Here is a 26,584-nt window from a genome sequence, read left to right on the forward strand (position 1 = left end):
TTGCTTTTTTATTTTAACCTGATCTTTTCTATCTGATGCCGAAGCTTCAATCCTGCTTTTAAAAATGAATACTGCACGGGCTTCGATTCTTTATAATATTTATCAATAAAGATCTGCATAGCGCCGTAGAATCTCTTGAGATATACTTCATCTTTGATCGTGCTTTCTCCCTTGTGATGAAGAATGGAAACTTTTCCATAATAGAAATTCTTATACCCGTTTCTTAAAAAGGTATAGCAAAGATCAATATCTTCTCCATACATAAAGTAAGCTTCATCCAGACCTCCTATTTTTTCGTAAACCTCTCTTTTAGCCAATAAAAATGCTCCTGTGATCACGTCTATTTCATCAACAGCATCTTCTTCAATATCATTTCTGTAATAGGTTTTTGAATTGTTCTTTTTAAAATTGGTAAACAGCTTTTCAAAAGAATTAAACATATCCGGTACCGAGCGTTTACTTTCAGGCAGAAAATGCCCTTCTGCATCATGCATTCTTACACCCAGACATCCGAAAGAAGGCTGAGAGTCTGCAAAGTCCAGAAGTTCTTTCATATAAAACCCTTCTAATTCCGTATCAGGATTCAAAAGCAGTATATATTCTCCTTTTGCAGCTTGAACCGCCTGGTTATTCGCTTTTGAAAACCCACCGTTCGTTTCAGAAGATATAAAATGTACACTTGGAAACTCGGGAATAAGGTTTCCCCATGAACCGTCTGTAGAAGCATTATCAATAACAATCACTTCATATTCTATCTCCTGTATATACTTCTGAAGAGACAAGAGACAGCTTCTGAGCAATCGGGTAACATTATAATTAACAATAATAACGGACAGCTTCATATTAATCCTTTTCGTTGTATGGCAGCCTGTTGATAATAGATCTTCCTAAAGAAATTTCATCCGCATACTCCAATTCATCCCCTACTGAAATTCCTCTTGCAATGCTTGAAAAATTCACATTGAAGCTCTTAAATTTCTTGTAAATATAATAAGCGGTAGTATCCCCTTCCATGGTGGCACTCAATGCAAAAATAAATTCCTTCACCTTACCGTCATTCAGTTTCTTTTCAATACTTGGAATATTCAGCTGGCTGGGTCCTACCCCTTCCATTGGAGAGATTTTCCCGCCAAGGATCAGATATTTTCCTGTATATTTCCCTGTATTTTCAATAGCAATTACATCCCGTACATCTTCAACAATACAGATCAATTCACCATTTCTCTTTTCATTACTGCATATTTCACAGATATCAAAATCTGAAAAATTATGACATTCTTTACAATATTTTATTTCGTTGACAAGATTAATCACGGAGTTTCCAAGACTTACGGCTCTGGAATTGGGCTGCTTCAACAAATGTAATGCTAATCTCAAAGCTGTTTTTCTTCCAATCCCAGGCAATCCCGAAATCTCATCTACCGCCTTTGCCAACACTTTACTTGGGTAATCCATAGGTACAAAAATAAGGATTAAAGTTGAGGAAATGAGTATGAGAAGAGATGATAAATTGTATGAATCACCTGTGAATCGTCAATTCGTTTCACTTATGAAAATTTATTCTAGGGAGATCTATTTACTATTGATTTTGCGCAGCGAAAATTGATTCCTGATTATCGATCAACATCCGGCTCCAGAATGTCCCAAAACGATATTTTAAATTTTCCCAATACCCATAAACTCTAAAAAAACCTTTATATTTGCGGCTTAAATTAATATGAAAAAAAACTAACATGGTACTTAACAATCTTAACTATCCTCTGGATTTCAAATTCAAAATCACTACTTTAGCAAGTGACTTCAACATTACTGACAAAAACGGGAATTATGTAGCGTATGTTCGTCAGAAAATGTTCAAGTTGAAAGAAGATGTTATCGTTTTCAATGATGAGAGCAAGTCTAAAGAACTTTTCAGAATCAGAGCAAATAAATGGATTGATTTCAATGCATCCTATTCTTTGAATGACATTGTTGACAATAAAAACTTCGGTAGATTGGCAAGAAAAGGAATGCGTTCTATCTGGAAAGCAAGTTACGATATTCTGGATGCCAAAGACCAGCCAAAGTTTAAAGTTCAGGAAGACAGTGCCTGGGTAAGATTCTGGGACAGTTTTGTAGGAGAACTTCCTATCATCGGAATGTTCACTGGCTATTTCCTTAATCCTTCTTATACAGTAACAGGTATTGATGGAAAAGCTTATTTTAAACTGAAAAAAATGCCTTCATTCTTTGGAAGAAGATTTCAGCTGGACAGATTGATTGATATTGATGACGAGGAGGAAAGCCTGGTAATCCTTTCTTTATTAATGATGACACTTCTTGAAAGAGCAAGAGGTTAAAAAATAACAAAACCACAAACACATGAAATATTTAATCATTTTATTTTCCGCATTTCTATTGGTAGCCTGTAAAAAGGAAAAAGAAACCGTTTCAGGTTCTGCCCCTGCTGATTCTTTACATATTGCTAAAGATTCTGCTTCAATTGGATCTTCATCAGGAAATATTCTGGTGGGAACCATTCCTTTTCCGAAAGAAATTAAAGAATGTTCTTGCTATTTTGCTGTAAGCAAAGCTGATTTTGAAAATGAAAGATACATCTATGCAGATGATGCCGGCAAAACAGCCTACATGATGCTGGATGGCAAAAGACTGGCTATGAATCTTATTTCATCAAGTGATATGGAAGTAGATGAATTACTGACCAAAGAAATAGAAAATGATGATTATAAGATCTCTGTAAAAGGTAAAAAAGTAAAAGGCGAAGAAGCTTTACTGTTTGAAGGTACTTTGACTATTGAAAAGCCGGATGGCACTACTTTCACTACCCCGATTTATGGAGAGTGTGGATGTTAATAAGAGCGAAATCTCAAAAAGATAAAAAGGCAGATTAACAAAAATTTGTTGTTTTATTTTTTTGCCTTCAAATACATACAAAAATGCTTCTGTATCCTACGGAAGCATTTTTTATTTCGTAAATTTGAGAAAAATAAAATTCAATGGAATTATCTAATATAGAACCGCAGATAATCTGGAAAAATTTTTCAAAGTTAAATGCTGTTCCAAGACCTTCAAAAAAAGAGGAAAAAGTAATTGCTTTCATCAAAGGATTTGGTGAAGATTTAGGACTGGAAACTACGGTAGATGAAGTAGGAAATGTCATTATTAAGAAACCTGCCACTGCAGGAATGGAAAACCGTAAATCTATCGTGCTTCAATCGCACCTTGATATGGTTTGCCAGAAAAACAACGATGTGAATTTTGATTTTGAAACAGAAGGAATCAAAATGGAAATTGATGGTGACTGGGTAAAGGCAAAAGGAACTACTTTAGGGGCTGACAATGGCTTAGGAGTGGCTACAATCATGTCTATCCTTGAAAGCTCAGATATCCCTCATCCTGCATTGGAAGCTCTTTTCACAATTGATGAAGAGACAGGAATGACGGGTGCTTTAGGATTAAAACCAGGTCAATTGGAAGGACAAATTCTATTGAATCTTGATACGGAAGAAGACGACGAGATCGATATCGGTTGTGCAGGAGGAGTTGATGTAACGATTACTCAAAATTATCCAACTGAAGCATCAAAAGGACAAATTGTAAAGATCACCGTAAAAGGTCTTCAGGGAGGACATTCCGGAATGGATATTCACAAAGGTTTCGGAAACTCCAATGTTATTTTGGGAAGACTTCTTTATAAAGGGTTGGAGAAACAAAATATAGAATTGATCTCAATCGACAGCGGTGGATTGAGAAATGCAATTCCAAGAGAAGGTGCTGCGATTATTTCAGTAAGAAATGCGCAGGAATTTATGGAAGAAGCAACCGCTCTTAAAAAGGATATTTTGGAAGAATTTGCTTCTGTAGAACCGGGACTTCAGATCAATATTGAGAACTCTACATCTTCTGACAAAGCTACTTCTGAAGCAGATTCCAAAAAGATCATCCTTACTTTAAAATCTCTTCACAACGGAGTATACAGAATGAGCCCGGATGTGGCAGATCTTGTAGAAGCTTCTAACAACGTAGCAAGAGTAGAACTAAAGGGTGGAGAACTTAAGATTTTAAATCTTACGAGATCATCTGTAGATTCTTCTAAATATTCAGTAGCGGAGCAATTGAAATCTGTAGCAGAACTGGCTGGAATGAATGTTGAATTCAGCGGTTCATATCCAGGATGGAAACCAAAACCAGGTTCAGAGATTGTACAATTGATGGAGAAGCTTTACACTGAGAAGTTCAATGAAAAACCTCATGTAGTAGCTTGTCACGCAGGTCTTGAGTGCGGTATCATCGGTGCCAACTATCCAGAAATGGAAATGGTAAGCTTTGGACCAACCATCAGAGGAGCACACTCACCTGATGAAAAAGCCAATATTCCTTCAGCACAAAAATTCTGGAGCTTCCTGAAAGATATTTTAGCGAATATTCCTCAGAAATAAACACATTAAAAGTTATGATTGGAACCTGGAAAGGAAAATATAAATACAGCGTCAGGCAAAGCTCTGAGTTATATGATAAGGAAATTGAATTCTTATTAAAAATAACAGAGTTTGATGGTGAAAATTTTATAGGAACAGTACAGGATAATGATCATAACTATGGAACCAGGGGGATAGGAACCATCAAAGGAAAGATTAATGATAAAAACATAGAATTCATTAAGCAAATGCCTATAAAAACAACAGTGTCTATGAACGGGAAAAGGATAGAAAATGAATATGAGAAACATAAACCCATCTATTATACTGGCATATCAAATCTTAAAAACTCTTATTCCGGACATTGGAAATTTAAAGGAGCTGATTTCATCAACAGATTATTTCATCTTCTTTTTGCAGTGAAAGGTACCTGGGAAATAACCAAAATAGAATAAACTAATATTAAATATCCAAAGTCTTATGATTTTGGATATTTTTAGTTTTTAATCTAAATATTTTTATTTAATTATAAAGGTGCTTCGACAGGCTCAGCATGACGCTGTTAAAAATTCATCTCTAAAAAAAACAGTTAGTATTAGAGATGTCATGCTGAGCCTGTCGAAGCATCTAAACAAAAGAATAAAAACAAATCATATACTATGAAAAGTATCACCGTATTCTGCGGCTCAAGTTTCGGCTCGCATGACATTTACAAAGAACAGGCATTCCTGCTGGGACAAACCTTAGCAAAACAAGATATACAACTCGTTTATGGCGGTTCGGAAACCGGCTTAATGGGAACAGTAGCCAATGGGGCTTTAAGTGAAAATGGTAAGGTAATCGGAGTCCTGCCCCAGTTTTTACAAACCAAAGAAATTGCCCACAAAAATCTGACAGAGCTCATCATCGTGGAAACCATGCATGAAAGAAAAACCAAAATGAATGAACTCTGTGATGGAATCATCGTACTACCAGGCGGTTATGGAACACTGGAAGAACTCTTCGAGATGATCACCTGGGCACAGCTCGGGCTTCACAAAAAACCGATCGGAATTTTGAATATTGATGGTTTTTATGATGATCTGATCAAATTGATTCAAACCATGGTGGATAAAGAATTCTTAAAGCAGGTCAACAAAGATATGCTCCTAGTGAGCGATACTATTGAAGATCTGTTGGAAAAGATGAGAAACTATCAAGCTCCTACAGTTTGGAAAGTGATTTCTAAGGAAGAAATTTAAGTTTTATAATCTTTCACATGAATAACTACAACGTTAATAAAGAAATGCTTGGAGTTGCCACAGTATTTGTAACTATACTCGTTATTGTTCCTGCTCTTTCTTCTTATTTTATGGAAGATTGTAAGACTGCGATGGAAAGAGTCAAGAAGCAAAAATGTAAAATTAGAGTCGAAAGTATTGAAGGTATAAAATCTCTTAAATTAAAGGGAACTATTCCTGAAAGCAATCAGCCTTGTGAATGTTATGACAACGGTCAATGGTGGATTTCCTATAAAGATGAAATAGAACCGGGAGATTACTTTATAAAGAATGAAGGTGAAAGTTACTTAGAAATCATTAAAGAAGACACTCTAATCAGACACGAGTATATATGTTCTCAGAAATAAATATAAAAACAAAACCCGTCCGAAAATTCGGGCGGGTTTCTTATTAAGATTAAAAAATATTTTCTAAGGATAAGGAGCAATTGCCACTTCGAGCCCTTCCATGGCATCGGCAATATGTAACTGGCATCCCAATCTGCTGTTCTCTTTCACATGGAAAGCTTCAGCAAGCATTGCATCTTCTTCATCTCCCATTGTTTCCAAACCGGGATCATTAATTACATATACCTGGCATGAAGCACACATCGCCATTCCTCCGCATACACCAATAGTACCTTCTTCTGCCAATTCATAAGCACGGATAATTTCCATTAGATTCATGGACATATCCGTAGGAGCTACGACATCGTGGGTTACACCTTCTCTGTCGGTGATTTTAATATTAACATCTGACATAATTCTGCAAAACTAGTCAATTTTTTTCACAACTGCCTTCTCTGCTTCTTTACGGCTTCCGTCAAATCCGTCTACACCACTTACGGTTGTATATTTTAGAACGAATTTTTTACCTGGATTTAATCTGTTGTACACACTTTGACACATTAAAGTAGCTTCGTGGAAACCACAAAGGATCAACTTCAATTTTCCAGGATATGTATTGATATCTCCAATGGCGTAGATTCCGTCAATGTTTGTCTGATAATCAAGAGCATTGTTTACAACAATTGCATTTTTCTCGATATTCAATCCCCAGTTTCCGATCTCACCCAATTTTGGAGTCAACCCGAATAAAGGAATAAAATAATCTGTTTCAATATCGTAAGCGTCCTGTCCATCAACCTGTACGGTAATCGCTTCAACCTTTCCGTCACCTTTAACACCAGTAACTTCAGCAGGAGTGATTAATTTAATTTTTCCCTGGTTTTTCAGATCCTGAACTTTCTCTACAGAATCCAAAGCTCCACGGAACTCATTTCTTCTGTGAATCAATGTCACTTCACTCGCAACATTGGAAAGGAAAACACTCCAGTCCAAAGCAGAATCTCCACCTCCGGCGATTACTACTTTTTTGTTTCTGAAATGCTCAGGCTCTTTAACGAAATATTCAAGACCTTTTTCTTCATAATCAGCAAGATTGTCGAAAGCAGGTTTTCTAGGCTCAAATGTCCCTAATCCACCCGCGATTGCAATTGCTTTACATCTGTGAACAGTTCCTTTATTAGTGATCACTTCAAACCACTCATCATCTACCTTTGTATAAGAAACAGCGGTCTCACCTAAAGTAAATCCAGGTTGAAACTGCTTGATCTGCTCCATCAAATTATCCACCAATTCTCCAGCGTTTACTGAAGGATACCCTGGAATATCGAAAATAGGTTTTTTAGGATAAAGTTCTGCCAACTGCCCTCCCGGCTGTGGAAGCGCATCAATAATATGACACTTCATTTTTAGTAAACCAGCTTCAAAAACTGCAAAAAGTCCTGTAGGCCCCGCACCTATGATCAATATATCAGTGGTTATCATAATCTTTAAGATAATTTAATTATACATGTAGCTGCAAATTTACTAATTTTAATGCGAAGCATATTTAATTGATTCTAAATAAAAACCTGAGATTTGTCAAATATCTATCAATTAAGATTTTAAATTTGGCAACGTTTTTGTAAATGTCTTGTTATGAAGAAAATTTTAAACCTTTTTGCAGTACTTATATTCTTTTTAGGTTCGGCCCAGATTGATAACATCGCAGACGGCGAATCTATCACTCTTAGAATTCACTACGGTTTCCTTAATGCAGGAACTGCGAACCTTACCACAAAGCAAACGAACTACAAAGGGGTACCCCATCTCTATGTAAAAGGGACAGGGCAGACTACGGGTGCTGTAAAAGCATTCTTCAAAGTGGAAGATTTATATGAAAGCTTTATCAATACACAGACAGGTTTACCAAGCTTTTATGTCAGAAATGTACGTGAAGGAAGCTACCGCCAGCATTTTGAAACGGTTTTCAATCACGATAATAATACTTTGATTTTAACGGATAAAAAGACGCCTGCCAATGGGTCTAAGGTTTTAAAATCTGTAAAAGGTGTTCAGGATATGCTTTCCTGTTTTTACTATTTAAGAAGTAAAAGCCCGGATGAATTGAAAGTGGGAACCATCATCAATATGAATGTATGGATTGATGACGAGATGTTTCCTTTTCAGTTAAAAGTAACAGGAACAGAAAATTTAAATACAAAATTCGGTACCATCAATTGCTTAAAGATTATTCCATCCGTAAAAAGCGGAAGAGTATTTAAAGAAAAAGAAGGGGTAACGATGTGGGTTTCCAACGATGCCAATCACCTTCCTATGCTATTGAAAGCTGAACTGGCAGTAGGTTCATTGAAAGCAAGTATTGATGATTATAAAAATGTAAAATATCCTTTAAAATTTAGCAAATAAAGAATCATTATTTTTTTTTTAAATATAGAGCCTGTAAATAATTTTACAGGCTTTTTTATGTTCAATGTAATAGAATGTTAATATTGATTGTCTTAATGATAGAGGCAGACAAAAGAGCTGCAGCATGTCAATACTTCGTTTCGACAGCAGTTGATTCAAAGTATGGGCATAAGAAACAGACACGTGTAAATTTTTCAATAAAGATCAGTTTTTAGTTACGTTTTGTTTCTTAGGTCAGTAATTAAAAACAAAAACCTCCGGAGCTCCGGAGGTTTGATTTTTTATAGTGTTTTGAATTGTTCCAGTGTTCTGATATCATTTTCGAAGAACATTCTGATGTCACTCATCTGGTAAAGAAGCATCGTGATTCTTTCAATTCCCATTCCGAATGCATATCCTGAATATTTCTCAGAATCGATATTCACATTTTTCAGTACGGCAGGATCTACCATTCCACATCCCATGATCTCCAGCCATCCTGTTCCTTTCGTAATTCTGTAATCTGTTTCAGAGTTTAATCCCCAATACACATCAATTTCAGCACTTGGCTCAGTGAATGGGAAGAATGAAGGTCTCATTCTGATTTTAGATTTTCCGAAAAGCTCAGTGGTAAAGAACTGAATCGTTTGCTTTAAGTCTGCAAAGCTTACATTCTCATCAATATATAATCCCTCAATCTGGTGGAAAATACAGTGAGAACGTGAAGAGATCGCTTCATTTCTGAAAACTCTTCCCGGAGATAAAATCCTGATTGGCGGCTGATTTTCTTCCATATAACGAGTCTGTACGGAAGAAGTATGCGTTCTTAAAAGAATATCCGGATTCTGCTCAATAAAGAACGTATCCTGCATATCTCTTGCCGGGTGATATTCCGGAAGGTTAAGCGCCGTAAAGTTATGCCAGTCATCTTCAATCTCAGGACCGTCTGCTACTGCAAAGCCAATTGATTTGAAGATTTCGATAATTCTGTTTTTAACAAGATTGATCGGGTGTCTTGAGCCCAGATCCAATGGAAAAGCAGGTCTTGTAAGATCTTCTTTTTCTACCACAACAGAAGTTTCAGAAGAGCTTTTCAAGTCTTCCAATTTTACAGCAACTGCTTGTTTTAAAGTATTGATCTTCTGTCCGAAATCTTTCTTCTGGTCGTTAGGAACTTCTTTTAATGTTTCGTAAAAATCATTCAGAACCCCTTTTTTACCGTTGTACTTAATTCGGAAGTTTTCGATATCTTCCTTAGAGCTAGCATTGAAGCCATTTACTTCGATCAGTAGTTCTTCTATCTTTTCTATCATTATTTTACCCTTTCAAAATGTTTTGCAAAAATACGACTTTTAAGTTTAAAAATAAGTCCGTTATAAAAAAATCTGCCTCTTTTTCGGGAGGCAGACTTCAATCACTTATTTCACTTAAATAAAAAAATTATTTCTTTTCTAAAGCTTTAACGCTGATCTGAAGAGTTACCTCATCTTTAATTACACCGTTTTCAGCAGGAGCCTGGAACTTCACCCCAAACTCTTCTCTCTTGATATCTTTCGGTTCAGTAGCTACACTCACCTCTCCATCCTTCACAGAAACATTAGCCTTAAACTGAACTGGTTTTGTAATTCCTTTAATGGTTAAATTACCTTCTAAAAGAGTATTATAATCTCCTTCCGTAGCCGGAGTTACTTTTGTAATTTCATAAGAAGCTGTCGGGAATTTTTCAACTTCAAAGAAATCACCACTCTTCAGGTGACCATTTAATTTTCCTAAATCTTCCGGGCTGTCTTTCAAGTCCACAGAAGTTAATGAATTCATATCAGCAACGAACTTTCCGCTTTCCAGTTTTCCGTCTTTCACCGTCACATCTCCACTTTCAAACTTGATTGTTCCAAAATGGCTCGTATTTTCAGATTTAAATACTTTATATCCCTTCCATTCAACCTTACTGTTTAACGTATCCAAAGTGAACTGGCTACCTTCTTTGGTAGTTGTCACCTCATTACTTTCACTGGTAAGCGGTTTATCTTTTTTACAAGAAACCATTACAGCAGCAATAAATAACGCAGGAATCGCTAACGAAAACAGTTTTTTTCTCATTTTTGATTTATTTTTATTAGTTCCGCTAATATAATAAAAAAAATTATGTTTTCATAAAAACCTTACATTTGTAATATGCTATTAGAAATAAACAATTTATTTTTCTCTCACACCAAAGAAAATCCCCTGTTTCAGAACCTTAACCTAAGGTTTGAAGAAAACAGAATTATAGCACTTGCGGGAGAAAGCGGATGCGGAAAATCTACTCTTCTCAACCTTATTTATGGTCTTCTTGATTGGGAAAGCGGAGAAATTATTTTTAACGGAACACGACTTTTGGGACCGAAAGGAAACCTCGTTCCCGGAGAAGCAGAAATGAAATTCGTAGCACAGAATTTTGATCTTATGCCTTACGCTACCGTTGCCGAAAATGTAGGGAAGTTTATTTCGAATATCAATTTAAAACAAAAAAAAGAAACCGTAGCGGAACTTCTTGAGGTAGTAGGACTTCAGGAATTCGCCAATGTACTTCCCAAATATTTAAGCGGCGGGCAACAGCAAAGAGTGGCCATTGCCAGAGCCCTGTCTGTACTTCCAAAACTTCTGATTTTAGATGAACCTTTCAGCAATCTGGATTTTCCGAGAAAAATTGAACTCAGAGAACGTCTTTTCAGATATGTAAAGCAGCATGGCGTTTCTTTAATCATCTCTACTCACGAACTTAAGGATATTATGCCATGGCTGGATCAGATCGTTATTTTACAGGACGGAAGACTGATTCAAAATGACAGTCCGGAAGAAACTTACAAACGTCCTTACAACTCTTATGTTGCAAAATTATTCGGAGAAGTAAATATCTTCAGCGAAACTGAAGCTGAAGATTTCCAGCTTTCAAAATTCTCCTATTACCCTAAAGAAATAAAAATCACCGAAACCGGTCTCGAAGCAGAAGTCCTTGAAAGCCGATTTGCAGGAAACTATTATTGGAATAAAATTAAAGCAAGGAATAAAGAAATAGTGGTTTATACTGATGAAAAATTAGAGGGATTGATTACTATTTCTTTTATATAAAGCGAAAGACAAATTTGCTTACCAGATGAGTCTTTATTTACGATTTTACTTTTCAGTATACATCATATAAGATCTACATTTTCTTATACTTACCCATAAAAAAAGTACAAACATAAGAATCAGTTATAAAACTTTTTCTTACATTTGTACCTCCAAAGCATAAGGAAATTTTTGGTTATTTCTCTTTCTGCCTTCCAGACGGACATTAGCAATCTTGCAATTAAGTCTTATGAAAGATTACACTGTCCAATTTTTTCCTTTTCTTATTTTTATGGCATAAAAAAACAACGTTTTCTTATGCTTTCTTTACAAACTCTGACTTAAGAGCCATTGCTCCGAAACCATCAATTTTGCAATCAATATTATGATCACTTCCTGGTCTTAAACGGATATTCTTTACTTTAGTACCCGCCTTTACAGGTTTTGGCGCTCCTTTTACAGGAAGGTCTTTTACTACCACTACAGAATCTCCATCCTGAAGTTCGTTTCCGTTTGAATCCAATATTTTTCCTTCGCTGGCTGCCTCAGAAACGACCTCCTCAGGGTTCCATTCGTGGAAACACTGGGAACAGACCATCATATTATCGCTCGGATAGGTAAACTCGGAGCTGCATTTCGGACAAAGTACTGTATCACTCATATTTTTAATTTTTGCAAAGGTAGAGCTTTTTAGAGGTTGAAGTCAAGAGATAAAGCTCAGTATAATAGATAATAAGCATATATTAATATAACACAATATAGTGAATTAATGTAAATTAAATAAACTTGCTACAAAGAAAATAAAGTATAGTAATGAACAGTGTATATTTTGTTAGCAAATATTTTTCATTAAGCAAAAACATAAGTTTATTTGTTCTAAAGGGAAAGGCTATTGTCAACAAATAAAAAATATAAATATTCGGAAAATATTTACAAATTCAGCATTAAAATGTATTTCTACACTCAAAAAATCAAAAAACAGATTGACTTTACATCAATAATACTAGATCAGATCGCATTACTCCCCCACTCTAAACTCTTACAATTCCCAAACTCATCAACTCAATCTTCAACTCTCAATTAAAAGTCGTATTTTTGCAGATTCAAACAGCGAAGCAAATTTATGGAACTTATTCACAGAAACTTGGCAATCGGAATTCACGATGCCCTACAGGAGACATTTTTTGAGAAAAACAAATATGCCGATAAAGTTATTGAAAGACTTTTGAAAGCAAACAGAAAATGGGGAAGCCAGGACAGAGCTGTTGTTTCTGAAATTTTTTACAATATTATCCGTTGGAAAAAACGCCTTGAATACTATATGGGTGAAGGGGTGAAACCTAACAATATCTACAAACTCATCATCGCCTATTTGCTTTGGAGCAAAACCAATTATAAAAAATTTGAAGAATTTGACGGAATCAAAATCGCCGATATTCTTACAAAGCTTAAAAAGAATAGTGTTCCTACAAAAGCAATAGAACATTCTATCCCTGAATGGCTGGCTGAAACTCTTGAAAAAGAATTGGGGGCTAACTGGGAAAGAGAAATGCTTGCTCTGAACGAGCAGGCTCCTACGGTTTTAAGAGCGAACTCATTAAGAACAACTCCTAAGGAACTTATTTCGGATCTTTCTGATGAGGGAGTCGTAGCTTTTCCTATTAAAAATTATCCTGATGCTGTTCAGCTGGAAGAAAAGAAAAACGTTTTCCTTACTACAGCTTTCAAAGAAGGATTATTTGAAGTTCAGGATGCCTCTTCTCAGAAGATCGGTTATTTCCTTGATGTACAAGAAGGCCAGAGAGTGGTGGATGCGTGTGCAGGTGCAGGAGGAAAAACACTTCACTTGGCAGCAATCATGAAAAACAAAGGTCAGATCATAGCATTAGACATCTTTGAGTGGAAATTAGCTGAATTGAAGCGTCGTGCAAAAAGAGCAGGTGCTCACAATATTGAAACCCGTATGATTTCTGACAACAAAGTCATCAAACGTCTTCACGAAAAAGTAGACAGACTTTTGATCGATGCACCATGTTCAGGTCTTGGAGTTTTAAAAAGAAACCCGGACAGTAAATGGAAAATTGATCAGGACTTTATTGACAGAATTAAAAAAGAACAGCAACAAATTCTTCAGGACTATTCTAAAATGCTAAAAAAAGGAGGAAAAATGGTATACGCAACGTGTTCTATCCTTCCTTCTGAAAACAATATGCAGGTAGAAGAATTCATCAAAAGCAATCCTGGATTCAAAATGGTTAAAGATGAAAAAGTAATGCCTAGCCAAGGGTATGACGGATTCTATATGGCTTTGATTGAGAGAGTTTCTTAATCTGAACCAATGAAATATATAAAACTACTCTATTTTTTGGAGTAGTTTTTTTTGTTTTAAAGATTTTCCAAAAAAATGTAACAATTTTTGTAACATTTCCACTACATTGTCTACTAACTGTATAGATTAAAACCGTATGATGCTGTGGAAAGTTTATAATAACTTTGCAGTAAACTCATTTATTTATGCATACAAGAATTGTTTTCAACTTTCTAGCTGTTTTTTTATACTGTCTGTTTTCTGCACAGACCTACGAAATTCAGTATACCAGTTCATATAACGGAAAAACAACTGCTGACCAGCCCTCCACCATAGTTTGGGTTAATGAGAAAGAAAATTTCATCCTCAACAGTACAATCAAAGAACAAAAAAGCAACTTTCCTTATGAAATCACTAAGGTTGAAAAGCCATTAAACACAATTGTTTCGTATGCTTTTTTAAAACCAGAATCCATTATTTCAACATCGGATGCCGAGTCTGTAGGAAAACAGGATTTTGAACTCACCAATGAAACAAAAAAAATCTTAGGATACAACTGTAAAAAAGCCGTTACAAAGGTTAATTCAAATACCATTGAAGTCTGGTATACAAATGACCTGAAGCTGAAAGGCGGACCTTCTGTTTTGGGACAGAATTTAGGGCTGGTTCTGGAAGTTGAGCGAAATAAAAACTCTTTAGTTACAGCCAGTTCCATTAAGAAAATTAAAAATACAGGAATTGAAAATATCCTGAAAGGAAATATACAAACTACCGATCAGCTGGGGTACAAAGACCTTCTTTGGAAAAGCAGATTCATCACCCTGAACGTTTTTGAAAATGAAATGATCAATTTCTCTGACGCCTCCAAATCCGACGACCAGATCAGGAGATATGCTAATGGTACCATTATTCTTAAAAAGATAAAATTTCCTGCTATTACAGAAGGTGAAAACATTTTTGTAGAACTGAAACAACAGTCGAACGGAGATGCCTATGACAGAACCGGAACTGTATTTTTTATTCCACAGGATAAAGAAAAGTCTTTTTTTGATGGATTGGAAAAAGGAGCAAAAACACTTCCCGTCTACGAAAACGGAAATGGAAAGCAGTATTACGGAATAACGACTACAGATGTCTACAGTCCTGCTATGGAAATGATGCGATTCTTTACCCCTTTTGGAATCCAGAAGTTCAATCATATTCAGCTTAAAGGAAAAACCTGGCAGACGATCAGCCCTTACCGAGAGGATATCACAGAGCTGAAACCTGCATTATCAGGAAAAGAGCTTTGGGTGGGTACATTCATTGGCAATTATGATAAAGGAGGACACAAAGTAAGTCTTGATATTACCATTCACAAGAGTGATCAGAATATTTATAAAAATAATATCGCCATCCCTTTATTTAATACTTTAAATATTATGGAAATGGCTGGGCAGGACTATTCTACGATGTTTAATCAGGATAAAGGACTGCTTGTTAGTTTCACTCTAAATAAAGATCTGAAAAATGCGCAGCTAAGATATACCACTACCGGACATGGAGGCTGGGAAAACGGAGATGAATTCGTTCCAAAAGCCAATTCTATTTTTGTTGATGAAAAACCGGTATTTTCATTTGTACCATGGAGAACAGACTGCGGATCATATCGTCTTTATAACCCTGCTTCGGGAAATTTCCCGGACGGGCTTTCTTCATCAGACCTCAGCAGATCAAACTGGTGCCCGGGAACGGTTACCAATCCTAATTTCATTCCTCTTGGAGATTTGAAAGCGGGAAAACATACAATTCAGGTAAAAATTCCACAGGGTCCTACAGAAGGAACAAGTTTCAGCTCATGGAATGTTTCGGGAACGTTACTGGGAGTCCAATAAAAACAAAACCTTCTTGCATGAGAATTGCAAGAAGGTAAAAACACAAATGATGAAAAAAAATTATTTCGAGCCACAAAGTAAGGGTTAAAATTCATATAATAAATTACCATAGATTAATAAATATGTCATTTTTATTTCGTATGATATTGCATGAATTTTAGCCAACTAAAAAAAATTAATCAAACACCTGTTAATTTCAATAAATAGTTAAAATTTTTAACTTAAAAACATAAATTGATTAAAAAAATTCGTTTTTAAATATTTTTTATTGTTATTCATAAACATCACCTTTACATTTGTTCCATAAATAATAAAAATTATGTGTGGAATTGTATGTTTATTCGACGCCCAGCAAAAAACTGAAGTATTAAGACCTCAGATTTTAGAAATGTCAAAAAAAATCCGTCACAGAGGACCGGATTGGAGTGGAGTTTTTCAGGACGAAAAAGTAATTTTCTCTCATGAAAGACTTGCCATTGTAGATCCTACCTCTGGAAAACAGCCTTTATTTACAAAAGACGGGAAAGTAGTATTAGCGGTCAACGGCGAAATCTACAACCATAGAGAATTAAAAGAAGAATTTCCTGATTATGAGTTTCAGACCCAGTCTGACTGTGAGGTTATTCTGGCTCTTTATAGAAAATACGGAAAAGATTTCGTTGAAAAACTGAACGGGATCTTCGCATTCGCATTATATGATACTGAGAATGATGTTTATCTTATCGCCCGTGATCATATGGGAATCTGCCCTCTATATCAGGGGTGGGACAAAAACGGAAACTATTATGTAGCTTCCGAATTGAAAGCTCTTGAAGGGGTATGTAAAAAAATAGACACCTTCCTACCGGGACATTTTGTTTACAGCAAAGACGGTGCTGATCTTCAGCAATGGTACACCAGAGACTGGGATAGTTTTGATCAGGTAAAAGAAAACGAAACAGATATCGCAAAGTTGAGAAAAGGTCTTGAGGATGCCGTTCACAGACAATTGATGAGTGATGTGCCTTATGGAGTACTTCTTTCAGGTGGTTTAGATTCTTCGGTGATTTCAGCGATTACTGCAAAATATGCCCGTCAGAGAATTGAAAGCGGAGATACACAGGAAGCATGGTATCCAAGACTTCACAGTTTTGCTGTAGGACTTGTAGGTTCTCCCGATCTGGCAGCGGCTCAAAAAGCAGCAAAACATATAGGATCTGTTCATCATGAAGTCAACTTTACGGTTCAGGAAGGACTGGATGCCATACGCGATGTCATCTATCACCTTGAAACATATGACGTGACCACGATCAGAGCATCCACCCCGATGTATCTTCTGGCAAGAGTGATCAAATCTATGGGAATCAAAATGGTGCTTTCGGGAGAAGGTTCTGATGAATTGTTCGGTGGATATCTATATTTCCATAAAGCTCCCAATGCAAGAGAATTCCATGATGAAACGGTAAGAAAACTGGGTAAACTTCACCTGTACGACTGCTTAAGAGCCAACAAGGCATTGATGAGCTGGGGTATTGAAGGCAGAGTTCCTTTCCTTGATAAAGAATTTATGGATATTGCGATGACTCTTAACCCACAAGATAAAATGATCAATACTGCTGAAGGAAAAATTGAAAAATGGGTATTGAGAAAAGCTTTTGAAGATATGCTTCCAGATTCTATTGTATGGAGACAAAAAGAACAATTTTCAGATGGTGTAGGCTATTCATGGATCGATACCTTAAAAGAAGTTGCTGAAAAAGAAGTAACGGACGAAATGATGGCTAACGCAAGATTCAGATTCCCGCTAAACACTCCTCAGAACAAAGAAGAATACCGATACAGAACTATTTTTGAAGAACATTTCCCAAGTGAAACCGCTGCCGCTACTGTGCCATCTGTGCCATCTGTAGCCTGCTCCACTCCTATCGCTCTGGAATGGGATGAAGCTTTCAAAAAAATGAATGACCCAAGCGGAAGAGCCGTGAAGGTACATGAAACGTCATACGAGTAGAGAATAGATTAGCCAATTATGAATCGTCAATTCGTTGCATTTGTAAATTTTCATCGTGTAAAATAATTCACAATTCACTTTACATGGCAACAACTGCCTATTGAGAATCAGGCACAACGGCTAACTCCCTCAGTTATAATTTATCAATCCTGTAGCAATACAGGATTTTTTCTTGAATTAACGATAATAATATAGCATAATTTAACTGACAATCCAAAATAATATCTAATAAATAATTATATTTGGAAAACGAAAATATCAATTATAAAAAAATGAGAAGAAACCTTACTGTTTTATTTGCTTTATTAGCCATAAGTTTTGCTTTTGGACAGGGAAAATATGGCAAATATCTGAATTCAAAAAAGCTTGCTTTAGCTTATAAGAGTGTGAAAGATGCAGATAAAGATGACTACTATCAACAATTCTACTGGCTTGTAAAAGCAGAGCAGCTGAAAACGTATCCTCACCTTAAAGATATAAAACCAATCGTTTTATATGAGTTTGTAAAATATGTAAACCCTCAGAATCCAACCAAAAAATTGGACGGTAGAGCCAAAGAACTAAGGGCTACAGCAGAATTATCATTAAATCAATATTTTAAAAATAAAAAATTTGAAAACAATTCTGTTTTAATGTACAACCTTGAAACGTATGTAGATCCTTCAAAAGGTCAGTATTATACAAAGGTAGATCCTGAAAAAATCAAGGAGCTTGTACCGAAAGAACTATTTGCTTTCAACTCTGTCAACAGAAATGTTGGGGAAGAAAAAACATATTACCTTTGGATCGATAAGAAAAAAGACGATCTAAACATTGTAGATATCATTCCTAACGAAAAAGAAGATAAAGCTTTCTACGCTAGACTGAAACAATATCTTCCAAGCTATAAGTTTTCAAAATATGTTCCTTCTGTAAAAAAAGGAAACAAATCTGACAAAACGGATATCGATTATTATTACATCATGCCGTTTGAACAAAACACTGATAACATTGAATATAAAACAAAGGATTTCAAAACTTTCATCTTAAGCCAGTATAGAAAAGCCGGTGACGAATGGAAAGGAGTAGAAAAACCTAGAAAATAAATCAAAAAGTCCTGTGAAATCTCGCAGGACTTTTTTAATTTTATATGGATTTCCTGATCTAAAGATCAAACCGCTTAAAGCAAGCAATTTCTTCACATAAAAATAAGTCTGGAAGTTTTTTGACTGCCCAGCCTATACCCAATGACAGAAGTAAGCACACAAAAGACATCCATAAAGAAAATACTTCCCCTGATTCTCGCTACTGCTATTTTCATGCAGATGCTGGATTCCACAATTCTTAATACTTCCCTGCCTTCTATTGCAAAAGACCTGAAAGAATCTCCGCTCAATATGCAGAACGCCATTATCAGCTATGTTCTGACCTTAGCGGTTTTTATGCCTGCAAGCGGATTTCTTGCAGACCGGTTCGGGACAAAAAAAATATTCATCTTTTCATTGATATTGTTCAGCTTAGGTTCTCTGTTTTGTTCCTTGTCTCAAAATCTTACCCACCTGGTTATTTCAAGGGTTATCCAGGGAGTTGGAGGAAGTTTGATGACCCCTGTCGGAAAGCTGGCACTGATCAAAACGTTTGATAAAAGCGAATTGCTCAAGGCCATGAATTTTGCTATTATCCCAGCTCTTATTGGTCCCGTACTGGGTCCATTAGTCGGAGGTTATATGGTAGATTATCTTTCCTGGCACTGGATATTTTTGATTAATATTCCTATTGGCATTTTGGGAATTATTTTGGGGTTAAAATTTATGCCCAATTATAAATCTGACGATGTAGATTTTGATTTAAAAGGCTTTTTAATTTTTGCAGCCGCCTCTCTCCTGCTTTCCATTTCGTTGGAACTTTTTGGAGATATGCAGAATATTTCCCCCGTTTTACTTGTATTTATCATGGGCTTCCTGTTCCTGTACTATTATTATAAACATGCGAAAAGAGGAGGAAATCCTATATTTCCATTAAATCTGTTTCAGGTAAGAACTTTCCGTGTAGGTATTGTAGGAAATCTTGCCACCAGATTAGGCATCAGCTCTGTTCCGCTACTCCTTCCACTCATGATTCAGATTGCGTACAAACAATCTGCCGTAACTTCAGGCTGGATCATTGCTCCCATGGCTTTAACAGCTATCTTCGGGAAATCATCTGTTATTAAAATTTTAGATAAATATGGCTATCGTCAGACTTTAATGGTAAATACGTTCATTATTGGTACCCTGATCTGTCTGCTCGCTATTCCTGATATACACACTTCTTTATATTGGTTTGTGCCAATTATCGCTGTACTAGGTTTTTTCAACTCTATCCAATTTACCTCTATGAACACTATTTCTATTGCCGACCTCCGGAATTTCCAGACGAGCAGTGGAAACTCATTAATTTCGGTGAATCAACAGCTGGCCATCGGATTTGGAATAGCATTCGGGTTGATTGTTTTAAAACTATTTGAAAATACAGACCTGATCAAAGGTGAAATTCACAATGCATTCCGGTACACATTTCTCACCGTAGGAATATTGACGATTATATCTGGGTTTGTTTTCAGAAGACTCCATATTTCGGATGGAAAAAACATGAAGTCGAAGGAAGAATAGTCCGGTAAAATCACAATTCCGAACATCTGCCTTTTCACTCTTCATCCTACCTACGAACTTATCACAGATCAATGCTTTTCGTTGATAACTATGATATTTTTGCTTATATAAAAAATCAACAATGTGATGGCAACTAAAAAAGTAGAAATCGTAGTATCTCCACGACCTGCACATTTTGTAGGCGATGGTTTCAGGGTTCATAATTTTATTCCGGGAGTGCCTGGTTTAGAAATGAAAAGAATGGATCCGTTCATTATGCTGGATTACAATTCGAAATTTCATTTCAATGGATCAGAAATACCAAGAGGTGTGGGAGTTCATCCACACAGAGGTTTTGAAACAGTAACCATAGCTTATAGCGGAAAAGTAGAACACCATGACAGTGCCGGTGGCGGTGGCGTTATCGGAGAGGGTGATGTTCAATGGATGACTGCAGCAAAAGGTGTTCTTCATAAAGAGTATCATGAAACAGAATGGGCAAAAGAAGGAGGAATTTTTCAGATGGTTCAGCTTTGGGTGAATCTTCCGGCAAAAGATAAAATGAGCTGTCCAAAATATCAGGCTATTGAAAACTCTGCAATGGAAAGAGTCGATTTAGGGGAGAATGGTTTTATAGAAGTAATTGCCGGAGAGTATAGCGGTCATAAAGGTCCTGCTTCTACTTTCACTCCACTTCATATGATGAATGCAAAGCTTAAAGCAGGAGGAAAAGCCGAATTTAATTTTCCATCTCACTTCAATACTGCCGCTTTGGTTATTGAAGGAGGTATCATCGTCAACGGCGAGGAAAATGTGAAAACTGATCATTTGGCACTGTTTAAAAATGAGGGCGAAATTTTCACCATAGAAGCAAAAGAAGATTCTATTATTTTGATCATCAGCGGTGAGCCTATCAACGAACCCATCTTTCCTCATGGCCCTTTTGTAATGAATTCCAGAGAAGAAATCATGCAGGCCTTCGAAGATTTCAATACCGGAAAATTTGGATATCTGGAAGATTAAAAGATTTAAATTTATCTTAATCATTGATTATTCCTTTTTTTATTAACTTTATATGATGGCAAACCTTATAGGTTTTAGAAACCTATAAGGTTTAACTGTCATAATGAGCAAATCCTGTTAAAAAAACAGAACGCTCTTAATACAAAATACATGAAAGCAGAATTTGAAAATATTCCTCTTGTAAAAGCGGAAAAAAGATTTGAAATAGAATTCAACGGGCATTACGCATTCATCGATTATCGTGAGACTACCCACCAGATTGCTTTGGTACACACAGAAGCAGAGCCTGAATTGGCAGGAACCGGTGCAGCCGCTGCCGTAGTTGAGAAAACACTGAATTATATTGAAGAAAGTGGAAAAAAGCTTCTTCCATTCTGTCCTTACGTTTTTGCTTTTATCAAGAAGCATCCTGAATGGAAACGTATCGTGGATGAGAAATTTGAAGGATATGACAAACTTTAACCCTTCAGCAAAACCACCTATTTATTTAATAACATTTTAAAAAGTATCACATCATCATGTCAAATATCGGACTTATCATTGAAGAAAAAGCAGCAGATATCGGAAACTTTCTGGTAGGAAGGCTTCTTCCTTTCCGTGAAAAAAGAGCTGTTGGACCATTCGTTTTTATTGATCATATGGGCCCTTCGGAATTAAAGGATTATCAAAACCTTGATGTTCCGCCTCATCCGCATATCGGTTTATCTACGTTAACGTATCTGTTGGAGGGTTCTATTTTCCACAGAGACAGTATCGGAAGTGCTCTTGAAATAAAACCGGGTGCTGTGAACTGGATGACAGCCGGAAAAGGCGTTGTACATTCAGAAAGAACGCCTGAATATTTAAGACACAGTGATAAAAGACTTCACGGATTCCAGATTTGGGTAGGACTTCCGAAGCATCTTGAACAATCGGAGCCTACATTTCATCATAGTGAAGCGGATGATATTCCGGTTTGGGAAGAAGATGGCATTCAGTATAAATTAATTGCCGGTGAAGCATTTGGCAGAACATCTCCGGTTCCTGTACACAGCAAGCTATTTTTCATTGAGATCAAAACAAAAGACGCTAAGAAAATAAGCATTGGAAAAGATCTTTACGGAGAAGCTGCCATGTATGTGCTGGACGGAACCGTTACCACAGACGGAAACTCATATGGTTCAAAACAGCTGATGGTTGCTAAAGACACCAAGCTTTGTGAATTTGATATGAGCGAAAACGGAACAGTTTATCTTTTTGGGGGTGAACCATTTGATGAGGAACGTTTTATATTCTGGAATTTCGTTAACTCAGATAAAGAAAAGCTCGACCAGGCTAAAGTAAACTGGAATGATCAGAATCATGATGCTTTTCCTTTGGTTCCGGGTGACGAAAAAGAATATGTTCCGCTTCCTAAGGCTATTTTAAACAGAAAATAAATTCAGTTCAGATCATGAAAATATTAGCATTTGCCGGAAGTACTTCTTCCACTTCTATCAACAGGGAACTGGTAAAATTTGTTCTGAAAGATTTTCAGGATGAAGAAATCAATCTGATCGACCTCAACGATTTCACAATGCCTGTTTTCTCCGTAGATCTTGAAAAGAAAGGTTTTCCGGATGAAGCCCATCGGTTTTTAAAAGTTATTGAGGAGTGTGATGTGATCATCTGCTCTCTTGCGGAGCACAACCGTTCTTATAGCGCTGCTTTTAAAAATGTTTTTGACTGGTCTTCAAGGATTAATGTAAAAGTATTTCAGAATAAACCTATGCTTCTGATGAGCACGTCTCCCGGAGGTTATGGCGGCGGAAATGTAATGAATACAGCCAAAACATTTTTCCCACAGTTTGCAGCAGATATCAAGGATACTTTTTCATTACCAAAGTTTTATGAAAATTTTGATATGGAAAGCGGAGTGATCAATCCGGATATTCTGAAGGATCTGAAAGATAAAATACAAAACTTTAAAAATCAGATTACAACGAATGAATAAAGGAAGATTAGAGGCATTCAGCGACGGTGTCCTCGCTATTATTATCACCATCATGGTACTTGAACTAAAAGTACCTGAGGGATATAGCTGGACAAGTCTCAAACCTCTCCTTCCCAAGTTCCTGGCTTATATTTTCAGTTTTATTTATGTAGGAATCTACTGGAACAATCATCATCATTTGTTTCAGACGGTAAAGAAAGTAAATGGCAGTATTCTTTGGGCCAATCTTCACCTTTTGTTTTGGCTTTCCCTGATGCCTGTTGCCACAGAATGGATCGGCACTACAAGTTTTGCCAAAAACCCAGTAGCAGTTTATGGTATCGGGCTCATTATGGCAGCGATTGCTTACACCATTCTGGAGCATGTCATCATCAAATGCGAGGGTGAAGATTCAAAGCTGAAAGAGGCCATTCACTCGAAATACAAAGAATATATCTCTATTATATTTTATGTCCTCGGGATCGCTACTTCATTTTTTTATCCTTATATTGCCATAGGTTTTTATTATCTCGTGGCTCTCATATGGCTGATTCCGGACAGAAGAATCGAAAAAACATTAAAAGAAAATTGATATGGAAACACACGAATATCCCAATGGTAACATTACTGTCATCTGGCAGCCTGAAAAGTGTATCCACTCTGCTATATGCGTAAAAACACTTCCAAAAGTCTACAATCCTAAAGAAAGACCTTGGATAAAAGCAGAAAATGCAACTCCGGAAGAACTTAAAAAACAGGTAGACTTATGCCCTTCAGGTGCATTAAGTTATAAATTCAATACAGAAAAATAATGGCGGTAACAGTAAAAGCAAGTTTAGGAAAAACAAAATACTATACAGAAGTAACAGCGGGCGAAAATACGATCATCACTGATGAACCGATTGATAAAGGCGGACAGAATAAAGGTTTTAATCCTATGGAAATTCTGGCTACATCACTGGCAAGCTGTACAGCTGCTACGCTGAGAATGTACATTGAAAGAAAGGAATGGGATGTAGAAAACATCAATGTGGAAGTAGAACTTGAAAATTATCCCTTAACAAAAAGAGCTGTTTTCAAAAGAGATATCACCTTTGAAGGTGTTCTGGATGAGGAGCAGCTGAAAAGACTGCATACCATTGCTGATGCCTGCCCTGTTCATAAAATATTAACTAACGACATAGAAATACTAACTAAATTCTCATAACATGATCGAAGTAAAACAAAACAACGACGAAAAACACGGAAGTTTTGAAGCTTTCATAGATGGAAGACGCGCAGGAATGATGACCTATACCTGGGCAGGAGAAGAAAGATTTATTATAGACCACACGGAGGTGGAAGAATCCTACAACGGAAAAGGTGTAGGTAAGGAAATGCTTCTGGCAGCAGTAGATTTTGCCAGGAAAAACGGGAAAAAGATTATTCCCCTCTGTCCTTTCGCTAAAGCAAGTTTTCAGAAAAGTGAGGAACTTCAGGATGTATTAGTGAATTAGTCACTGTTTCCACCCTTACCATACAAACCTTTCAGAGTATTTCTGGAAGGTTTTTTATTTTTAATTTTTTAAACAAAATCTATATCCAGAGCACTTATCAAAATAAACTGTAAAGCAAATTAACGGTTCATCATTCACTATAAAACTGACAGCTTTGTAAATTCGCAATTCACGACTGATCTTTTTTATATATTTGCTAAAATTTAAAAATCAAGCATGAATCCAGGAACTATCCTTTTGCTATTTGTTTTCATTTATTTTATCGGCCTTTTGGTGATATCTTATTTCACTAGCAGGAACTCTGATAACCAGTCGTTTTTTATCGGTAATAAAAAGAGTAAATGGTGGCTCGTTGCATTCGGGATGATAGGAACCAGCTTAAGCGGGGTTACTTTTATTTCAGTTCCGGGAACTGTAGGTAAAATGACCGGCTCCGAATATATTTACGGAGGTTTTGAATACTATATGATGGTCATTGGGTTCTTCATTGGGTATTTTATTGTTGCAGCCGTACTGCTTCCCCTCTATTATAAGATGAATCTGACTTCCATTTATACCTATTTAGGTAGAAGATTCAATGTGGAGGCACATAAAATAGGCTCTATATTTTTTATTATCTCAAGAGCCATTGGTGCTACAGCAAGATTATATCTGGTGGTAAATGTTTTACAGATCTTCTTACTGCAGGGTCTGGGAGTGCCTTTCTGGGTGACTTCTCTTATTCTTTTGCTGATGGTCCTTCTGTATACTTTTGAAGGCGGTGTAAAGACTATTGTTATTACCGATACTCTGCAGACTTCTTTTATGATTATCAGTCTTGTAGCATGTATCGTTTTTATTTTATCAAACCTGAATTTATCTTTTGGTGAAGCGTATACGATTCTGGAACAGAAAAATTATACTCATTTCATTAATTTTGACCCTAATTCCAAAACTTTTTTCCTGAAAACCATTTTGGGAGGGATTTTTATTACGATTGCCATGACTGGACTGGATCAGGAAATGATGCAGAAAAACATTTCTGTAGACAATCTTAAGAATTCAAAGAAAAACATGCTGACCTTTGCAGGAACTCTTCTTTTGGTAAATCTTGCCTTCTTATTCCTTGGAGGATTACTTTATCTTTTTGCGATCCAGCACGGCGCTGAATATGGAACTCTGAACTCTGAAACGATAACTAATATTTTTGGATTTAAAGATTCAGCAGGAAATATTAAAAATATAATGGGAGACGACCTTTTCCCTGCTTTATCACTTCAGGGATATTTCCCAATGGCTATTTCCGTTATTTTCATTATCGGATTGATTTCAGCATTGTTCCCTTCAGCAGACGGGGCATTAACGGCTGTAACAAGCTCCTATTGTGTAGATTTATTAAACCTTAATGAAGATAAAACCAAAACTGAAAAAGAGAAAAAACGCCTTCGTATGAAAGTGCATTTAATTTTCACAGTAGTTTTCTTCATCCTGATTATGGTCTTCAAAGCATTGAATGACAAGTCTATTGTTTATCTGATCATGGAAATTGCAGGGTATACGTATGGACCGCTTTTGGGACTTTTTGCTTTTGGAATTTTCACCAAGTTTCAGATTTCCAGAAAATACTCTATTCTTGCGGTTACTCTTTTAGCTCCTGTATTGACTTATTTCATCAATCTGGCGGTTACAACTTATACTGATTACAGAATTGGGGTAGAACTGATTGTCCTTAACGGGCTTCTGACCTTTATTGGTTTATGGCTGGTGAAAAACAAACAATATTTAAAAGTTGTTTAATCTTTATACAAAATAAAAAAGGCTGTTTTCAATAGAAGACAGCCTTTTTTTTATTTAA

29 protein-coding genes are annotated in these 26,584 nt (G+C 36.3%); 22 read left to right on the plus strand and 7 right to left on the minus strand.

Annotation, left to right across the window (positions count from 1 at the left end):
• Positions 1 to 8: 8 nt before the first annotated feature.
• The gene (locus C1634_RS14905) at positions 9 to 848 is read right to left on the minus strand and encodes a glycosyltransferase family 2 protein (protein WP_109738694.1); all 840 of its coding nucleotides are present in this window, start codon (positions 846 to 848) and stop codon (positions 9 to 11) included.
• Positions 844 to 1,455 (minus strand): recombination mediator RecR, encoded by a 612-nt coding sequence (recR, locus tag C1634_RS14910; protein ID WP_109738695.1) that lies wholly within the window; start codon positions 1,453 to 1,455, stop codon positions 844 to 846. Before recR ends, C1634_RS14905 begins: the two co-directional genes overlap by 5 nt.
• Positions 1,456 to 1,733: 278 nt before the next feature.
• Between recR and C1634_RS14915 the strand changes: the two genes are divergently transcribed.
• From C1634_RS14915 to C1634_RS14940, 6 genes are all read left to right on the plus strand, one after another.
• On the plus strand, positions 1,734 to 2,339 hold the full coding sequence (locus C1634_RS14915) for an LURP-one-related/scramblase family protein (RefSeq protein WP_103234885.1): 606 nt from the start codon (positions 1,734 to 1,736) through the stop codon (positions 2,337 to 2,339).
• 22 nt (positions 2,340 to 2,361) lie between these two features.
• The gene (locus C1634_RS14920; RefSeq protein ID WP_103234884.1) at positions 2,362 to 2,853 is read left to right on the plus strand and encodes a hypothetical protein; all 492 of its coding nucleotides are present in this window, start codon (positions 2,362 to 2,364) and stop codon (positions 2,851 to 2,853) included.
• 143 nt (positions 2,854 to 2,996) lie between these two features.
• The gene (locus C1634_RS14925) at positions 2,997 to 4,439 is read left to right on the plus strand and encodes an aminoacyl-histidine dipeptidase (protein WP_103234883.1); all 1,443 of its coding nucleotides are present in this window, start codon (positions 2,997 to 2,999) and stop codon (positions 4,437 to 4,439) included.
• 14 nt (positions 4,440 to 4,453) lie between these two features.
• Complete coding sequence (locus tag C1634_RS14930) at positions 4,454 to 4,873, plus strand: hypothetical protein (protein ID WP_109738696.1); 420 nt, start codon at positions 4,454 to 4,456, stop codon at positions 4,871 to 4,873.
• A gap of 204 nt (positions 4,874 to 5,077) precedes the next feature.
• A complete protein-coding gene (locus C1634_RS14935) occupies positions 5,078 to 5,659 on the plus strand; it encodes an LOG family protein (RefSeq protein WP_109738697.1) in 582 nt (193 codons plus the stop codon).
• A 17-nt stretch (positions 5,660 to 5,676) separates the two neighbouring features.
• Positions 5,677 to 6,045, plus strand: coding sequence for a hypothetical protein (locus C1634_RS14940; RefSeq protein WP_103234880.1), 369 nt, complete (start codon positions 5,677 to 5,679; stop codon positions 6,043 to 6,045).
• A gap of 63 nt (positions 6,046 to 6,108) precedes the next feature.
• On the opposite strand, the gene C1634_RS14945 is transcribed toward C1634_RS14940, so the two are convergent.
• Together C1634_RS14945 and C1634_RS14950 are read right to left on the minus strand one after the other, a co-directional pair.
• Positions 6,109 to 6,438 (minus strand): 2Fe-2S iron-sulfur cluster-binding family protein, encoded by a 330-nt coding sequence (locus C1634_RS14945; protein WP_103234879.1) that lies wholly within the window; start codon positions 6,436 to 6,438, stop codon positions 6,109 to 6,111.
• A 12-nt stretch (positions 6,439 to 6,450) separates the two neighbouring features.
• Entirely contained in the window at positions 6,451 to 7,506 is a 1,056-nt protein-coding gene (locus tag C1634_RS14950; RefSeq protein ID WP_109738698.1) for an NAD(P)/FAD-dependent oxidoreductase, read from the minus strand.
• A gap of 153 nt (positions 7,507 to 7,659) precedes the next feature.
• On the opposite strand from C1634_RS14950, the gene C1634_RS14955 reads away from it, so the two are divergent.
• Complete coding sequence (locus C1634_RS14955) at positions 7,660 to 8,430, plus strand: DUF3108 domain-containing protein (protein WP_103232752.1); 771 nt, start codon at positions 7,660 to 7,662, stop codon at positions 8,428 to 8,430.
• 281 nt (positions 8,431 to 8,711) lie between these two features.
• Here the strand turns inward: C1634_RS14955 and pheS are convergent, their stop codons facing one another.
• Positions 8,712 to 9,722 carry a phenylalanine--tRNA ligase subunit alpha gene (gene pheS / locus C1634_RS14960; RefSeq protein WP_109738699.1) on the minus strand — a complete coding sequence of 337 codons (1,011 nt, stop codon included), beginning with the start codon at positions 9,720 to 9,722 and terminating at the stop codon, positions 8,712 to 8,714.
• Between the two features lie 127 nt (positions 9,723 to 9,849).
• Positions 9,850 to 10,509, minus strand: a complete 660-nt coding sequence (locus tag C1634_RS14965) for a YceI family protein (RefSeq protein WP_103232754.1) — start codon at positions 10,507 to 10,509, stop codon at positions 9,850 to 9,852.
• A 75-nt stretch (positions 10,510 to 10,584) separates the two neighbouring features.
• Here C1634_RS14965 and C1634_RS14970 point away from each other — a divergent pair, with 75 nt between their 5' ends.
• Entirely contained in the window at positions 10,585 to 11,520 is a 936-nt protein-coding gene (locus C1634_RS14970; RefSeq protein WP_103232755.1) for a sulfate/molybdate ABC transporter ATP-binding protein, read from the plus strand.
• A gap of 295 nt (positions 11,521 to 11,815) precedes the next feature.
• Here the strand turns inward: C1634_RS14970 and C1634_RS14975 are convergent, their stop codons facing one another.
• A complete protein-coding gene (locus C1634_RS14975) occupies positions 11,816 to 12,160 on the minus strand; it encodes a zinc ribbon domain-containing protein YjdM (RefSeq protein ID WP_103232756.1) in 345 nt (114 codons plus the stop codon).
• Positions 12,161 to 12,622: 462 nt separating this feature from the next.
• Between C1634_RS14975 and C1634_RS14980 the strand changes: the two genes are divergently transcribed.
• The 14 genes from C1634_RS14980 (at position 12,623) to C1634_RS15045 (ending at position 26,526) form a co-directional block, all read left to right on the plus strand.
• Positions 12,623 to 13,828 carry an RsmB/NOP family class I SAM-dependent RNA methyltransferase gene (locus C1634_RS14980; RefSeq protein WP_103232757.1) on the plus strand — a complete coding sequence of 402 codons (1,206 nt, stop codon included), beginning with the start codon at positions 12,623 to 12,625 and terminating at the stop codon, positions 13,826 to 13,828.
• Positions 13,829 to 14,013: 185 nt separating this feature from the next.
• The gene (locus C1634_RS14985) at positions 14,014 to 15,681 is read left to right on the plus strand and encodes a GLPGLI family protein (protein ID WP_103232758.1); all 1,668 of its coding nucleotides are present in this window, start codon (positions 14,014 to 14,016) and stop codon (positions 15,679 to 15,681) included.
• Positions 15,682 to 16,000: 319 nt separating this feature from the next.
• A complete protein-coding gene (asnB, locus tag C1634_RS14990; protein ID WP_103232759.1) occupies positions 16,001 to 17,671 on the plus strand; it encodes an asparagine synthase B in 1,671 nt (556 codons plus the stop codon).
• 242 nt (positions 17,672 to 17,913) lie between these two features.
• Positions 17,914 to 18,756 (plus strand): hypothetical protein, encoded by an 843-nt coding sequence (locus C1634_RS14995; RefSeq protein ID WP_228410086.1) that lies wholly within the window; start codon positions 17,914 to 17,916, stop codon positions 18,754 to 18,756.
• A gap of 141 nt (positions 18,757 to 18,897) precedes the next feature.
• Positions 18,898 to 20,301, plus strand: a complete 1,404-nt coding sequence (locus C1634_RS15000) for an MFS transporter (protein ID WP_103232761.1) — start codon at positions 18,898 to 18,900, stop codon at positions 20,299 to 20,301.
• A gap of 126 nt (positions 20,302 to 20,427) precedes the next feature.
• Positions 20,428 to 21,303, plus strand: a complete 876-nt coding sequence (locus C1634_RS15005; RefSeq protein ID WP_103232762.1) for a pirin family protein — start codon at positions 20,428 to 20,430, stop codon at positions 21,301 to 21,303.
• Positions 21,304 to 21,453: 150 nt separating this feature from the next.
• The gene (locus C1634_RS15010) at positions 21,454 to 21,765 is read left to right on the plus strand and encodes a GNAT family N-acetyltransferase (RefSeq protein WP_103232763.1); all 312 of its coding nucleotides are present in this window, start codon (positions 21,454 to 21,456) and stop codon (positions 21,763 to 21,765) included.
• A gap of 56 nt (positions 21,766 to 21,821) precedes the next feature.
• Positions 21,822 to 22,721 (plus strand): pirin family protein, encoded by a 900-nt coding sequence (locus C1634_RS15015; RefSeq protein WP_109738700.1) that lies wholly within the window; start codon positions 21,822 to 21,824, stop codon positions 22,719 to 22,721.
• A gap of 14 nt (positions 22,722 to 22,735) precedes the next feature.
• Positions 22,736 to 23,275 (plus strand): NADPH-dependent FMN reductase, encoded by a 540-nt coding sequence (locus C1634_RS15020; protein ID WP_109738701.1) that lies wholly within the window; start codon positions 22,736 to 22,738, stop codon positions 23,273 to 23,275.
• A complete protein-coding gene (locus C1634_RS15025; protein ID WP_103232766.1) occupies positions 23,268 to 23,846 on the plus strand; it encodes a TMEM175 family protein in 579 nt (192 codons plus the stop codon). The genes C1634_RS15020 and C1634_RS15025 overlap by 8 nt, the downstream gene beginning before the upstream one ends.
• A 1-nt stretch (position 23,847) precedes the next feature.
• A complete protein-coding gene (locus tag C1634_RS15030) occupies positions 23,848 to 24,066 on the plus strand; it encodes a (4Fe-4S)-binding protein (protein WP_103232767.1) in 219 nt (72 codons plus the stop codon).
• Positions 24,066 to 24,461 carry an OsmC family protein gene (locus tag C1634_RS15035; protein ID WP_109738702.1) on the plus strand — a complete coding sequence of 132 codons (396 nt, stop codon included), beginning with the start codon at positions 24,066 to 24,068 and terminating at the stop codon, positions 24,459 to 24,461. Before C1634_RS15030 ends, C1634_RS15035 begins: the two co-directional genes overlap by 1 nt.
• A 1-nt stretch (position 24,462) precedes the next feature.
• The gene (locus tag C1634_RS15040) at positions 24,463 to 24,750 is read left to right on the plus strand and encodes a GNAT family N-acetyltransferase (RefSeq protein ID WP_185145137.1); all 288 of its coding nucleotides are present in this window, start codon (positions 24,463 to 24,465) and stop codon (positions 24,748 to 24,750) included.
• Between the two features lie 216 nt (positions 24,751 to 24,966).
• Positions 24,967 to 26,526: a sodium:solute symporter gene (locus C1634_RS15045; RefSeq protein ID WP_109738703.1), complete on the plus strand. Its 1,560-nt coding sequence runs from the start codon at positions 24,967 to 24,969 to the stop codon at positions 26,524 to 26,526.
• The last annotated feature ends 58 nt before the right edge of the window (positions 26,527 to 26,584 follow it).

It is taken from the genome of Chryseobacterium viscerum, from assembly GCF_002899945.2.
In the GTDB taxonomy this organism is placed as follows: domain Bacteria; phylum Bacteroidota; class Bacteroidia; order Flavobacteriales; family Weeksellaceae; genus Chryseobacterium; species Chryseobacterium viscerum.